Annotated in this window: 6 protein-coding genes; 3 read left to right on the top strand and 3 right to left on the bottom strand. The window is 62.6% G+C overall.

The window, feature by feature from the left end:
• Window positions 1-27: 27 nt before the first annotated feature.
• Window positions 28-2133, bottom strand: a complete 2106-nt coding sequence (locus B0G57_RS11860) for a putative bifunctional diguanylate cyclase/phosphodiesterase (protein WP_020566508.1) — start codon at window positions 2131-2133, stop codon at window positions 28-30.
• Window positions 2134-2433: 300 nt separating this feature from the next.
• Here B0G57_RS11860 and B0G57_RS11865 point away from each other — a divergent pair, with 300 nt between their 5' ends.
• Complete coding sequence (locus tag B0G57_RS11865) at window positions 2434-4605, top strand: PTS sugar transporter subunit IIC/EAL domain-containing protein (RefSeq protein WP_026230162.1); 2172 nt, start codon at window positions 2434-2436, stop codon at window positions 4603-4605.
• Window positions 4606-4620: 15 nt separating this feature from the next.
• Here the strand turns inward: B0G57_RS11865 and B0G57_RS11870 are convergent, their stop codons facing one another.
• The gene (locus B0G57_RS11870; RefSeq protein WP_018443329.1) at window positions 4621-5868 is read right to left on the bottom strand and encodes an MFS transporter; all 1248 of its coding nucleotides are present in this window, start codon (window positions 5866-5868) and stop codon (window positions 4621-4623) included.
• Window positions 5869-5923: 55 nt separating this feature from the next.
• Window positions 5924-6856: an amidohydrolase family protein gene (locus B0G57_RS11875; protein WP_018443328.1), complete on the bottom strand. Its 933-nt coding sequence runs from the start codon at window positions 6854-6856 to the stop codon at window positions 5924-5926.
• A 417-nt stretch (window positions 6857-7273) separates the two neighbouring features.
• Between B0G57_RS11875 and B0G57_RS11880 the strand changes: the two genes are divergently transcribed.
• The gene (locus B0G57_RS11880; protein WP_018443327.1) at window positions 7274-12535 is read left to right on the top strand and encodes an alpha-2-macroglobulin family protein; all 5262 of its coding nucleotides are present in this window, start codon (window positions 7274-7276) and stop codon (window positions 12533-12535) included.
• A gap of 13 nt (window positions 12536-12548) precedes the next feature.
• Window positions 12549-14957, top strand: coding sequence for a penicillin-binding protein 1C (pbpC, locus tag B0G57_RS11885; protein ID WP_018443326.1), 2409 nt, complete (start codon window positions 12549-12551; stop codon window positions 14955-14957).
• Window positions 14958-15163: the final 206 nt, after the last annotated feature.

Below are 15163 nucleotides of genomic sequence, written 5' to 3' on the forward strand. Positions count from 1 at the left end.
ACGCTTCGTCGTCGGACACGTTTCGACTTAAACAGCAGAAGCATTCACGCCCGACCGCTTCAGCCGCACCCTTGCACCGTCTTGTTCGATCGATTCAACCAACCGGTCAGCCGGCATCGGCTGTGCAAACAGAAAACCCTGCATCGAATGACACCCGATCCCCGAGAGCAGCGCGTGTTGTTCCGCCGTTTCCACGCCTTCCGCGACGATCCGCAGGTTCAGCGTTTTGCCCATCGCGACAATGGCCGATACGATGGCCTCATCGCTGGTTCTTGATTCGAGCTCCCGCACAAATCCGCGATCGATCTTCAACTCGTGCACAGGCAAGCGCTTGAGGTTGAGCAGGCTCGAATAGCCTATGCCGAAATCGTCGATGGCGATCTGCACGCCCATTCGGTGCAGTCGCTCGATCACCTGAATGCTGGCATCCATATCGACCATCGTCGATTCAGTGATCTCGAGAACCAGACAATGCGGCGCCACAGCATGGCGTTCGAGTGCCGCATAAACGATATCCGGTAGCGCCGAATGACGGATCTGAATAGCCGACAGATTGACCGCCATCGTCCAGTCCGTAAGTCCCATCGAGCGCCAGTTCGCAATCTGTCGACAAGCTTCATCAATGACCCATTCGCCGATAGGCAAGATCAGCCCCACCCTTTCCGCCAAACCGATGAACCGCTCGGGAAGAATGAGTCCGCGCGTGGGATGGCCCCAGCGAAGAAGCGCCTCGACGCCGACGATCGTTTCGCCGGAGACATCCAGCTTCGGCTGGTAGTAGAGGGTCAACTCGTTTCGCTGGACCGCCCAGCGCAGGTCCTGCGCGAGCTGGAGCAGTTCGCGCGCGTTGGCCTCCAACGACGGGTCATAGAACCAGTAACCGTTCTTTCCCTGAGACTTTGCCCGGTACATCGCCGCGTCCGCCGCTCTGAGCAGCTCATGCGGATGCTTGCCGTCGTCAGGATAGACGGCGATTCCCACGCTGGCGGACAGATGCAACTCGAGCCCCTGAAGCTCGAACCGATGATCGAGGCTGCCCAGAATGCCTCTAGCTATCTCGGCCGCGTCCGCCGGCCGATCGATGTTGACGACCATCACGAACTCGTCGCCCCCCAACCGCGCAACCATGTCTCCGCGGCGAAGCGTTTTGCGCATGCGCCGCGCCACCTCGATGAGAAGAAGATCACCCGCATGGTGTCCAAGCGCATCGTTGACCGCCTTGAATCCATCGAGATCGATGAACATGACAGCGACATGACTGCCATGCAGATCGATATCGGCCATCGACTCGTTGAGTCGCGCCTCGAAAGCCGCCCGGTTGGGCAGGCCAGTCAACATATCGTGCGTGGCAAGATGGGCCAGCTCTTGGGCCCTCGCCTCGGATTCCGCCAGCGCGGACGCCCGCGTTTGTAGCCGCAAATCGAATACCGAAACCGTCAGAGCGAGCACCAACACAGCGACGGTTCCGATGGCGACGGAAAGCGCAAGCCCGTCCGTGCGGAAGCCGTCGAGGGCCGCGCCGCAAACTGCACCAACGGGAAACTCCGCCGCGGCCATTCCGGTGTAATGCATGCCGATGATCGCCGAGCCCATGACGACCGCGGCCCCAGCTCGCCACAGCTTGACGCGCGACGAGCGCGCCCGTAGCCGAAATGCCAGTTGCAGTGCGGCTCCGGAAGCCAGCACGGCGATTCCAATCGATGCCGCTGTGAGTGAATGGTCGAATTGGATGCCGGGCATCATTCGCATCGCCGCCATGCCCGTGTAGTGCATGCTGGAAATGCCCGCGCCCATTACCAGCGCTCCCCCGATTACGCTCCGCCACGATAGCGAAGGCCGGGAAACCCACCACAGCGCGAAAGCCGAAGAGGCGATTGCAATGAGCAGCGATGCACCCGTTATTGCGGGATCGTAGCCAAGCGGGATCGGCAAACTGAACGCGAGCATGCCGGTGAAATGCATCGACCAGATTCCGATGCCCATGGCGCACGCCCCGGCCGCGAGCCACCGCCATGCCGAACGCCCCTTGGCCGTCGAAACGTTCGAGGCCATATCCAGTGCCGTGTAGGACGCCAGTACGGCAATTGCAAAAGACAACAAAACCAGCCAGCCATGGTACGAGCCATCATACATTCTGCATTCCTATCACGCCGACATGACCGTGAGAACTTTCTGATAAACAAAAAACGATCTGTTGATTCTTGAAAAGTCATTGTAATATGAATAGCGTTGTGCGAACGCAGCATCGATATGCTTGGTCGAAAAGTTTCGAATTGCAGTGCGTGGTCGGCTCGCGGCGGCCGCTTCACCGATGCCTGGATAACAAATAACCCGTCGGACTCCTCATGGTTCAGCCGTTTACGCGAGCGGTAGCTCGGGAAAGCAAAAATTCGAAGATCCCAGGAGTTCCCAACCCGAAGCAAGTCGAAGGCGATGACTAATGAATCGTTAGGGCCCTGGCTTAGGCTCGTGCACGTCGTCGAGCGAATCGACCGTACGCCCTATTTCATCGCCATTCGCCGCGGGCTGGCGCTTGCCTTGCCACTGATCATGACCGGCGCGCTGGCCTTGCTTCTGCGCTACCCGTCGACCGCCGGCATGCAGCAACTGTTGACGGAAGCCTTCGGGCCCCGTCTCGATGACTTTTGCGACAGCCTGCTCGCCGGTACTTTCGGCATTGGATCGCTCGTTGCGTTATATGGCTTCACGGATGTCCTCACAAGCCTTCATAACCAGCGACTCGGTCATCGCGTCGTCAATCCGATGGTCGCCGTGATCGTGGTGACGTCGTGCTTCTTCACGCTGGTGGCGCCAACTGGCAGCGATGCAAGCCCGCTCGCACCGCTCTCCCTCGGGCACGGATTATTTACTGCGCTCGTCGCCGCATCGATCGGCTGCTGTCTCTTTTTGAAACTCTGCGGCTACCGCCTTTTTCGTATTCCGCTACATAATCTGAGCAACGACACGCTCGTCGGCGACGTCTTTACGGTGATGCCTGCCGGAATGCTGACCATCCTCGCTTTCGCCATTCTCAGAGCAGCTTCAATGTGGCTCGGCTGGTCGGAGTGGGTGGAGGCATTGACCACGCAATTCGCCATCTCGTTCTCGAAGCTCTCCAACAGCTTGCTTTTCTCCATCAGCTACGAGGCGGCGTCTCAGGTACTGTGGCTGTTCGGGATTCACGGGCCCAACACACTCTATTCGGTTCAGGAACGCGTACTCGACCCGGCCGCGCATGCAAACGTTGCCGCCGTCGCAAGCGGTGCCACTCCTCAGTTCATCTTCACCTACGGCTTTTTCTCGGCGTTCGCGCGAATGGGAGGATCCGGCGGCACGCTGAGCCTCATCCTTGCGCTGCTGCTCGTGAGCCGCACCGTCCGCGGGCACAAGCTGGCGCTGTTCATGATGGTGCCGGCGGTATTCAACGTGAACGAACCGTTGCTCTTCGGGCTGCCGCTGGTGCTCAACCCGGTCTATGCCATTCCGTTCGTACTGGCCCCGATTGCACAGATTCTCATTGCCTATGGAGCGATCGTCGCCGGCCTGATGCCGAAGGCGAGCTTCAGCGTGCCATGGACGACACCAGCGCTTTTCAGCGGATACGCCGTCACGGGTTCGCTGTCGGGAACGTTAGTGCAAATCGTATCGCTGGCGGCCGGAGCCGCGATATACGCGCCATTCGTCCGCGTCGCCGAATATCTCGCGGGCAGAAGAGGACAGGAAGTGCTCGCCTCTCTTCTGCGCATCGCCGAGTCGCCGGAAGCGAGCGTCAAGCCGAAACGCTGCCTCGAGCTGCCCGGAGACGAGGGCCGGATGGCCGTGTCGCTGGCAAGCGACCTGGAAGATGCGCTGGCGACGCAGAAACATATCTTCCTCGAATACCAACCGCAAGTAGATCTCCGAACCGGGCGAATATTCGGGGCCGAGGCACTGTTGCGTTGGCAGCATCCGTTTCTGGGCCGGGTGGCGCCGCCGATCGTCGTGGCACTCGCCGATGACATTGAAGAGATCGACCGCCTGGGATTGCATGTCCTATCGCTCGCTTGCCGCCAAAGGAAGCGTTGGCGCGATGTGCTGCCCGACGATTTCGTGATTGCGGTCAACGTCTCGCCGAAACAGCTGATGAATCGTGAGTTTTACCGGAACGTAGTCGACATACTCGATCGCGAGCACTTGCCTCCCTCCCTCCTTGAACTCGAGATCACGGAGTCCACGATGCTGCTTCCGGACATCGAGGCGATCGAAAATCTGAAAAACCTGAGAAAAATCGGCGTGAAAGTCGCGCTGGACGATTTCGGTATGGGCCACACATCGCTGCACTATCTGCGCGAGCTGCCTCTCGACACAGTGAAGATAGATCGCTCATTGGCGGATGTCAGCCCCGGCAGTGTCAACGAGCACATCGTCAAAAGCATCGCGGAATTGAGCGGGACGCTCAATCTGTCGCTGGTGGTTGAAGGCGTCGAAAACGAGCGTCAGTTATCGCGTCTATCGGCGCTGGGTTGCGGGCGCTTCCAAGGCTACTTCTTCAGCCGCCCTCTTTCCGCCGACGTCTGTCTTGAATTCGTGCTCGCCGCGAATCGGGAAAACCGGTTCGCGGCATAGCACGCTCGCGCGAGGTCACGAAATCTCACGGCCCTTCGTTTCCGGCAGCAGCAAGGTCGCGATCAAGACGACCAAGTACGCCCCGCCCGCGAAAATACCGATGGCAACACCGAGCGGCGCAGTCTTCGCGAGATATCCGACGAGGCTGGGAAAGAGCGCACCGATTCCGCGGCCGAAGTTGTATGCGAAGCCCTGTCCGTTGGCGCGCACGGCCGATGGGAACAGTTCAGTCAGATAGGCACCCACTCCGCTGAAAATCCCCGATGCCGCAAAGCCCAGGGGAAAGCCGAGGAAAAGCATTTGCTCGTTCGAGAGTGGCAGGCGCGTGTACGCGAAGATACACGCGCCGCAGAGCAAAGCGAAAATGATGAGGTTCGCTCGGCGGCCGAGGCGATCGGTCAGGTAAGCGCCGGCCAGATAACCGATGAAGGAACCGAGAATGATCACGAGCAGATAGCCGCCCGTGCCGATCACCGAGAGATGCCGCTCGCTCTTCAGGAATGTCGGCAACCAAGTCGTCACCGCATAGTAGCCGCCTTGCAGACCGGTGCAAAGCAATGCACCGAGCACCGTCGTCTTGATCAGCGCAGGCGAGAAGATCGCCCACGGCGACACGCGCGCGGCACTCGCCTCCTCTTGGGCGCGCGTGCGCCGAAAGAGCTCAGGCTCGGGCACGCGCTTGCGAATAAACAACACGAGCAGTGCCGGCAGCACGCCTACCCAAAACAGCGCCCGCCATGCGTAGTTTTCGGGCAACGCGGAGAACAGCACCGTATAGAGAATGGCCGCAACCGCCCAACCCACTGCCCAACCGCTTTGCACGGTCCCGACCGCACGGCCACGGTACTCAGTTCGCACGATTTCTCCCATCAGCACCGAACCTACGGCCCATTCGCCGCCGAAGCCGAGGCCCTGCAGCGCTCGCAGCAAGAAGACCTGCCAGAAGCTCTGCGCAAAGCCTATCAACAACGTGCAAACGGCAAACCAAAGAATCGTCAGTTGGAGGACGCGAACACGCCCGAATCGGTCGGCAAGCATCCCAGCCAGCCACCCGCCTATCGCCGAGAACAGCAAGGTGATGGTAGCCAGCAGTCCGGCCTGGGCCCGATCGATCTTGAATAGCCCGATCAATGTCGAGATCACGAACGTAAAGACCATGAAATCGAGCGCATCGAGCGCCCAGCCACCGAAAGCCGCAATGAATGTCCGCTTTTCGGGCGCTGTCATTCGGCGAAACCAGTTGGCCTTGTCTCCGTGCTCCATAGCAGATGACATCGATCAGTCTCCTCGTTATATTGCCGATATGCCGATAAAGCGGCTAACCGTTCGCATTGGCCGACGCGATTGCGTCATGGCTTTCGGGAAAGCCATATAGCCGCGCCGGATTCGTGACGAGAATCATGTGGCGTATCGCCTCTTCCGGCGCCCAGTCGACGATGAGATTGCGCAGGCGGCCGGTATCGGGCATGCGCTCGGGCATGAGCGAAACATGCGGCCAGTCGCTACCCCATAACATGCGATCCGGAGCGTCCTGGATAAGCGTCTGCGCGAACGGAACGACATCCTCGAACGCCGGGGCCTTGTCGCTGATGCGATAAGCGCCCGACAGTTTGACCCAATACCCATGATCGGTCACGAGATGGCGCAATGCAGCGAAGCCCGGCGTGGCAATGCCCCCTCTCACGGGCGTATGCCCCATGTGGTCGACAACGCCAGGCACTGGCAGCTTCATCATGCGCGGCATCAATTCGGGCAGCGTCTCGACGTCCATCAAGAATTGCAAGTGCCATCCTAAATCCTTGATGCGGCGCGCAAGCGCCTCCATTGCCGCAAAGCCGATGCCGCCGCCGAATAACACGTTGATGCGCAGACAGCGTACGCCGACGGCATGCATGGCTTCGAGCTCGTCGTCGGACACTTCGGGCGACACCACGGCAACGCCCCTCAAGCGCTGAGGATTGCGTCGCAGCACCTCGAGCATGTAACGGTTATCCGTTCCGTAGACGCTGATCTGCACCAGCACGCCATAGGTCATGCCGCAGGCGTCGAGCATTGCCAGATACTTTTCTTCGGGTGCGGGCGGCGGCGTATAGCTGCGCTCGGCAACCATCGGATAGGCATCGGCATTCGCCGCGACGACATGGGCATGCGTGTCGACGGCGCCGAGCGGAACGCGAAAAGCGGGTTCGGCGACGTCGGGTAGTGGGGCCGCGCATAGCCATGCAGGCCCCGAACTGGCAGATGAAATCATGGCTCGTCCTTGTCATGAACGAAGACGCTGCACGTGCGTCGATTATGCGCGGTTTTGGCGATCGGTTCCCTATCGCCTGCCGACTTTCCTTGAGTCGATGTCGTTACGTTCTCGCACAGCCCAAAACCGCTGATGCTCCACGTTTCGGTGATCGAACGCATTCGGTGCCGGTACTGAAGGGCCGAGCTTGTTGTTTCGCAGTCAGTCGCACGAAACCGCCTTGCGGAAGTGATACCATCTGCGCGCAATTCGGCCTAAATCGGAGGCTTTAAGTCTCCAAAAGCCGAAATATTGGGATTTCCCGTAAGCGTGGGACTTCCGTCAATAAGCCTGCCGGCGCGATTTGCGGATATTCCGGTCGTCCAGACAATGCGTCGGGCAGTACGCTCATGATCCGGTTGCAAAGCGAAGACCAAGATGAACAAGCGCACCATCCGCCTCGCGAGCATCATCACCTTGCTCTTTATTTCTGCCATTGCGGCATTCGGCATAGTCCGATATTTCCACAACCGCGCGGAAGCGAGCGATATCGGCGAAGACCGCAATGCGCCCTTTGCCGTGATCGATGCGGCCAATCGAGAACTCGACGGGCAGCCGGCGCTCGCGCTGACCTTCTCCCAGCCTCTCGACGCAAGCCGCGACTACGACAAGGTCGTGCGTGTCTTCAAGATGCCTGCGGCTAAAAACCTGAAGGCCCGCTCGCCCGATAACAATGGCGAGAATGGCGACGACAACGCTGGAGACGCCGACAACCCCGATAACGCATCGGCCGCATCGGCTGCAAGCGAGGTCAGCAGATCCGAGAAACTGACTGACCTCGCGGGCGGCGTCGCGGTTTCAGGCGCCTGGGTGGTCGGCGACAACCCGCGCATCCTCTACTTCCCTCATATCGAGCCGCTCACACGCTATGTCGTGCAAATCGGGGATTCGCTCTCGGCGAAGGACGGAAGAAAGCTGGGCCAGGAAATACGCTACTCGATCAACACGCCTGCCGTGACGCCGGCCTACTACTTCGCGAGCCGCGGCATGGTGCTGCCCGCGAAGCAAAACGGCGGCTTGCCGGTGGTCACGGTGAACGTACCTGAAGTCGACGTCCAGTTCATGCGCGTGCGCCCCGATCAATTGCCGCGCTTTCTCGACTCGATGCTCGCGCGCCGCCAGCCGGCCAAGCAATCGGACGCCAATGACGATGGCGACGCGAGCGATAACAGCAACGACACGGACAACGCAAGCTTGCCCGACGATCTGCATGGCGCCGTGTCGATCTGGTCGCTCGATGAACTCCACAAGATGGCCGACAGCGTGTACGAGGGACGCTTTCTGACCGAGCAGCAGACCGACAAGCGCAGCGTGACCTATCTGCCCGTCGAAGGCATCAAGGCGCTGCAAGACCCGGGCATCTATGTCGCGGTCATGTCGCAACCGGGGCGTTTTCGCTCCGAATACCAGACGACCTATTACTACGTGAGCGACCTCGGCCTGCACCTTCGGCTCTTCGAGCATGCGGCCGACGCGTTCGTCAGCTCGCTGACCGATGGCAGCGCCGTTTCCGGCGTGGATCTGACCTGGCTCGACAAACAGGGGAAAGTCCTCGCACGCGGCCAAACCGACGGCGATGGCCACGCGGCCTTCGCGCAGGCGCCCGCGGGCGCGGCGATCGTCCTGGCGCAAAAAGGCCAGCAGATGTCGATGCTGGCGGTGCGCGAGGCGGCGCTCGATCTGTCCGAATACGACGTCACCGGGCTGCCCTACAAGCCGGTGCGGCTCTTCGCCTGGAGCGGACGCGACCTTTACCGGCCCGGCGAGACCTTCCCCCTGTCGGTGCTTGCTCGCGATGCCGATGGGCGGCCCGTGCCGCCGCAGCCGATTCAAGCGACGCTGCGCCGCGCCGACGGTAAAACGCAGTTCGTCGCGACGTGGCAACCGATGACCGGACGCCCAGGCTATTACCTGCACCCGATCGCGTTGCCCGCCGATGCGCCAACGGGCACCTGGACGCTCGAGCTGCGCAACGATCCCGCGGATAAGCTGCCGAACACGACCGTGCGCTTCGGCGTCGAAGAGTTCCTGCCCGAGCGGATGAAGCTCGATTTGAGCAGCCCGGCGTCCGCGCTGACGCCGAATCAATCCTTCCATGTGGACGTAAAAGGCGCCTATCTGTACGGCGCACCGGCGGCTGGCAATCGGCTCGTCGGCGTCGTCGAATTTTTCCGCAGCAACAATCCGCTTGCGGCGCGGTACCCGGGTTTCACGTTCGGCGACGCCAACGACGAAGCGACGCACGTGCGCCAGCCACTCGACGACCAGCACCTCGACGACGACGGCCGCATCGGCCTGGAATTACCGACCGACGAAGTGGCCAACGCGCATTCGCCGATGACGGTGCGCGCGACGCTGAGCCTGCTCGAGACGGGCGGCCGGCCGGTGGTGCGCAACATCGAGCGGACGATCTGGCCGGCACCAGCGCTCACTGCCGTGCGGCCGCTCTACAGCGGTGACTATGCGCCGGAAGATTCGCCCGCCGACTTCGAGGTGATTCGCACCGATGCGGCTGGCAACCTGAAGCCCGAAAAAGGCCTGCCTGTGCGGCTCTTCCGCGAGAACCGCAACTACTACTGGCGCTTCGACGACCAGCGCGGGTGGAATTCGGGCTATACCGACAGCGACGAGCTCGTCTTTACGACCACCGTGGACGTCCCGGCCGGCGGCCGCGGCCACCTGCGAGTACCGCTCAAATACGGACGATACCGGCTCGAGATCCTCGACACGGCCACAGGCCAGACGTTGCGCTACCGCTTCTACGCGGGCTGGAACGCGCAAAGCAATGAAACGGCCGGCCAGCGCCCGGACCGCGTGATGCTCAAGCTCGACCGGGACGCATACCGAGGCGGCGACACCGCGCGTCTAACGATCATGCCGCCGCACCCGGGCACGGCGCTCATCACGGTGGACGGCGATCGAACGCTTTGGACGAAACGCGTCAAGGTCGATGGCGCGAGCACCACGGTCGATATTCCGGTCGATCCGTCATGGCAGCGCCACGACCTTTACATTTCCGTCATGGCGTTGCGCCCGGGCAACGAGGGCGACCTCGTGACGCCAGCTCGCGCGCTGGGGCTCACGGCGTTGCCGCTCGCGCGCATCGACCGCAAGTTCGACGTGATGATCGAGGCGCCAACGCGCATCAAGTCGGAAACCGTCGCGAAGATCAAGGTGAAAGTGCCGGCCGCGAAGGGGCAGAACGCATTGCTCACGCTTTCGGCCGTCGATGTCGGCATTCTCAACATTACGCAGTTCGCCGTGCCCGATCCCTATCAGTTCTTCTTCGGCAAGCTCCGTTACGGTGCGGATCTGCACGACATCTACGGGCGGCTGATCGAAAAGATGGCCGGCAAGAAGGGCAAGCTTAAATGGGGCGGCGACGCCACGCCGAAGGCGACGCAGAATCTGCCAAAGAAGGTGAAGCTCGTCGACATCTTCAGCGACCCCGTGACGCTCGACGCCAACGGCGAGGCCGAGGTTCCTGTTTCGCTGCCCGACTTCAACGGGACACTGCGCTTGAGTGCCGTCGTAGCGACCGCGGACCGCTATGGCAGCCAGAGCGCGGAGATGATCGTCGCGGCGCCAGTCATCGCCGAGCTGTCGACGCCTCGCTATCTGAACTTCGGCGATCGGGCGACGTTCGCGCTCGATCTGCAGAACCTGACCGGCAGCGCGGGGCAATTCAAGGTTGACGTGACAAGCGACAACGGCCTTTCGATTCACGGTGGCACCGGCAACGTCGCCTTGCGGCCACAGCAGAAAGTCACGTTGCGTTATGCGGTGGAGACCGGCCAATTGGCGGGGCTGCACGCAGTCGACCTAACCGTGGAAGGCCCCGGTGTCTCCTTGAAGCGCCATTACGCCGTGCAAGTCGAGGCGCCGACGCCGTCGACACAAGTCGTTCAGCGCTACACGATCGAACCCGGCGCCACGCTGCAGATCCGCGACCCCGCACTGGCTGGCTTCTACCCCGGTTCGCTGACGGCTCATTTGCTGCTCTCGAATAAACCTCCGATCGATGTGAAGGCTGCCGTGCAATGGCTGCTCGAATACCCGTATGGGTGCACGGAACAAACGACGAGTAGCGCCTATCCTTGGCTTTACGTCGATGAAGCGGCCGCGCGCCGCTACGGCTCGAAAGCTTATACACGCGACGAACGTGCGCAGCGAATCGACTTTGCGATGGGGAAGCTCGGCGGATACCAATCGGCAAGCGGCGGATTCAGTCTCTGGGGCAACGGTCGCGAGGACTTCTGGCTCTCGGGCTATGTCGCCGGATTCCTCCAGGATGCGCGGGCGCAGGGCTTCAGCGTGCCCGACACGCTCTACAACAAGACGATGAACTACCTGCTGCGCGGGTTGCAGGAAGGAAGCGCGCAAATCACACCGCTGCCGACGCATATCTCGCCGGACGATCTGCGCCGACTTATCGACGACGTCAGCCGCAACAACCGCAACTTCGAGGGGCTCGTACAGGCTTCCTATGTGCTCGCGCGCGAGCGCAAGGCGCCGCTATCTACGTTGCGGCTGCTGTTCGAGCAGCGCGCTTACGCGGATTCCGGCCTATCGCTCGTCGAACTCGGCATCGCGCTCAGTCTGATGGGCGACGAGACGCGCGGCCAGCAGGCGATCGCACAAGGCGCCAAAATGGAACGCTTATCCGGCTATTGGTGGTGGGACTATGGCAGCGAAGTGCGCGATGCCGCCCTCTCCTACGTACTGCTTGCGCGCGACAAAATCCACGCGCCCGACGCCGAGAGCCTCTTGCTCGGGCGTGTGCAAAACGCGACGGCCGCGACTGGTGCGGCCTACTACAGCACGCAGGAGCGGCTTGCTCTCTTCCGGCTCGGTCAGACGCTCTCGAGCGGCGAGCAGAAGGCATGGCGCGCCACGATCGCGAGTGACGGAGAAACGCGTACCGTCGACAGCGCCGTGACGCCGTTCGCGGACGTGACCGCCACGCAGTTCGCGCACGGCATGACCATCACGAACAGCTCCGATCAACGCCTCTTCGTGCAGCTATCGCTCGCGGGCAATCCGATTCAGACGCCGAGTCCCGATGTCCGTCACCTTGGAAGCCTCACAGTGACGCGCGAGTACCTGCAGGCGGACGGCTCGGCGCTCGGCGGCGCACCGCTGAAGGTCGGCGACACGGTTCTCGTTCACCTGCGTGCGAACTCGGTGAACACGGTGACGGGTTCGGCGCTCGTCGTCGATCGTATTCCCGCGGGGCTCGAGATCGAGAACCAGAACCTCGTAAAGGGCGAAGACGGGGAAGGGATCAAGGTCGGCGATGTCGACGTCAACGAAGCGATGCAGAGCGAGAAGATTCAGCATGTCGAATTCCGCGACGACCGCTTCGTCGCCGCCGTAAAGCTCGGCTGGGGCGGCCTCGACCTCTTCTACCGTGCAAGGGTCGTCACGCCGGGACGCTATGCCGTGCCGCCCGCGATCGTCGAAGACATGTACCGGCCGCAATACTTCGGCGTGCTGGATGCGCAGAGCACGATGACGATCGTCGATGCAAATGCGCCGCGAACGGCGCCAGTCGATACCGGCGCATCGGCGCGAGCGGCGGCCATGAAGCCATCGACAGCAGCATCGCCGGCGCCGGCATCGGCCGCCGCGGCGCACTGACGAGAGCGCGGCCGTGCAAGAAGACGGCGGCGCCCCGTTGCCGGCATCGCGCACTGCAGGGGCCAATCGGCGCGAGCAGGCGTGCCGATGGCCGCAAAGCGCGCTCGCGCGGGCGCTGGGACGGCGGAGCGCACAGGTGGTCGCGGGCCTGGCCTTCTTGCTCATTGGCGTCGCCATCGTCGCGGACCACCTTTATCCGTTGCCAGCCCCCGGTCGGTCGGCGCCTTTCGCGCTTGTCGTCACGGCGAGAGACGGCACGCCTTTGCGCGCCTTTCCAGACAAGCTCTATATCTGGCGCAACCCGGTGACGCTCGAAGACGTCTCGCCGCGTTATGTCGAGGCGCTGATCGGCTACGAAGATCGTGCTTTCTGGTGGCATCCGGGGGTCAATCCATTCTCGCTGCTGCGCGCGGCGGGTCAATGGCTCATTCACGGCCGCATTGTCTCCGGCGGCTCGACGATCTCGATGCAAGTCGCGCGAATCATCGATCCGACGCCGCGCACATTAGTGGGCAAGCTTCACCAGATTTTGCGCGCGCTCCAGCTCGAAGCGCACTTCTCGAAGCGCGAAATCCTGACGCTCTACCTCAATTACTCGCCGATGGGCGGCGTGCTCGAAGGTGTCGATGCGGCGAGTCGCGCCTATCTGGGCAAGCCGGCCCGCAACCTCAGCTACGCCGAGGCCGCGATGCTCGCGGTGTTGCCGCAGGCGCCCTCGCTGCTGCGGCCCGATCGCTTTGCGCGGCGAGCGCAAGATGCGCGAGACAAGGTGCTCCGGCGGATGGCCGATCGCTGGCCTGCCGCCGTCATCCATGATGCATTGACCGAGCCCGTCTATGCACAGGCGATTCGCGAGCCGATGCTGGCCCCGCTGCTCGCCGAGCGACTGAAGCGGAGCGCACGTGGGAAGCTCCGAGTGACGAGCACCGTCGACGCGGATTTGCAGTCGACTGTCGAATCCGTGTTACTCGACCGCGTGCGCACGTTGCCTCGGCACGTATCGTGCGCGGCGCTCGTGCTCGACAACGCGACGCTCGAAGTTCGCGCGTATGTGGGCTCGGCCGATTTCAGCGATCTCGAACGCGCGAGCTACGTGGACATGGTGCGCGCATGGCGCTCGCCCGGCTCGACGCTGAAACCTTTCCTCTATGGCTTTGCACTCGATGCGGGGCTCATCGACTCCGAATCGCTCTTGTCCGACGTGCCGCAATCGTTCGGCGGCTACCAGCCCGGAAACTTCGAGCAATCGTTCCATGGTGCGGTCAGCGTATCCGAGGCGCTCACGCGCTCTCTGAACGTGCCTGCCGTGCAAGTGCTCGACCAATACGGGCCGCAGCGCTTTGTCGGCAAGCTGCGCCAAGGCGGCTTGAAGCTTCGCTTCCCGCGCGGCGCTGAGCCAAATCTGTCGGTCATCCTGGGCGGTGCCGATACGACGCTCGAGAATTTGGTAGGCGCCTACGCCGCTTTTGCGCGCGGCGGCCTGGCGGGCGTGCCACGGCTGACGAGCGACGCGCCGATCGAAGAACATCGAATGATGAGTGCGGGAGCGGCGTTCATCGTCCGGGACATCCTCGAAACGGGTGGGCCGCTCGGACGTGCCGTCGAGGAACGCGGCGCGAATCGCGGCATCGCCTGGAAGACCGGCACCAGCTTCGGGTTTCGCGACGCGTGGTCCGTCGGCGTGACAGACCGCTATACGGTCGGGGTGTGGATCGGCAGGCCGGACGGCACGCCGAACCCAGGATACGTCGGCGCCAACGCAGCGACGCCGTTGATGATGAGCATCTTCTCGGCATTGCTCGACGCCGTTCAAACGCCACGGCGCACACCGCCTCCCGGCGTGACGCAGGCTCAAGTATGTTGGCCGATGGGGCTTGCAGCCGATGCGCAACCGGCAGACCTTTGCGCGGTACAGCGACGTGCATGGCTACTCGACGGTGTGGCGCCGCCGACCTTTCCCGACCCGGTTCGCGGCGGCGAGCCGGTGCTTCGATACACGATCGACAGCGTGACCGGGCGACGCGCGACGGCCGATTGCACGACCCATACGCTGCGCGATGCCGAGAGTCCGCTATGGCCGACGTTGCTCGGACCGTGGCTCGACGAGCGCAGCCGGCGCTTCGACGCGCCCCCTTGGGAGACAGGCTGCGCGCCGCCCGGGCGCGGCGAGGGGCGGCTCGCGATTGCGGGCGCAAGCTCGGGCGAGGTGGTCCGGCGCGTCTATGGCGGAGCGCCGCCGCTATTGCATCTCTCCGTCACCGGAGCGCAAGGCGATATCGGCTGGCTGATGAACGGAGCGATGGTGGGACGCGCCGCGGCTGGGCGCGGGTGGACATTCGAGTTCACCCGACCCGGTGCTTACGCGATTACCGCATTCGACCAGAAAGGGCGATACGATCGCGTGACAGTCGAGGTGAGGTAGCGCCGACATCGCTCGCCTGCCGCGGATTATGAGGACTCCGAAGCATTCGGCGATCGATCCCACGGGGATTTCCTCCGGGGGCCCCAAAGGGTGCCCCCTCCGGTCATCCCACGGGGATTTCCTCCGGGGGCCCTAAAGGGTGCCCCCTCCGGTCATCCCACGGGGATTTCCTCCGGGGGCCCTAAAGGGTGCCCCCTCCGGTCATC

The organism is Trinickia symbiotica (assembly GCF_002934455.1).
GTDB classification, from domain to species: Bacteria; Pseudomonadota; Gammaproteobacteria; order Burkholderiales; family Burkholderiaceae; genus Trinickia; species Trinickia symbiotica.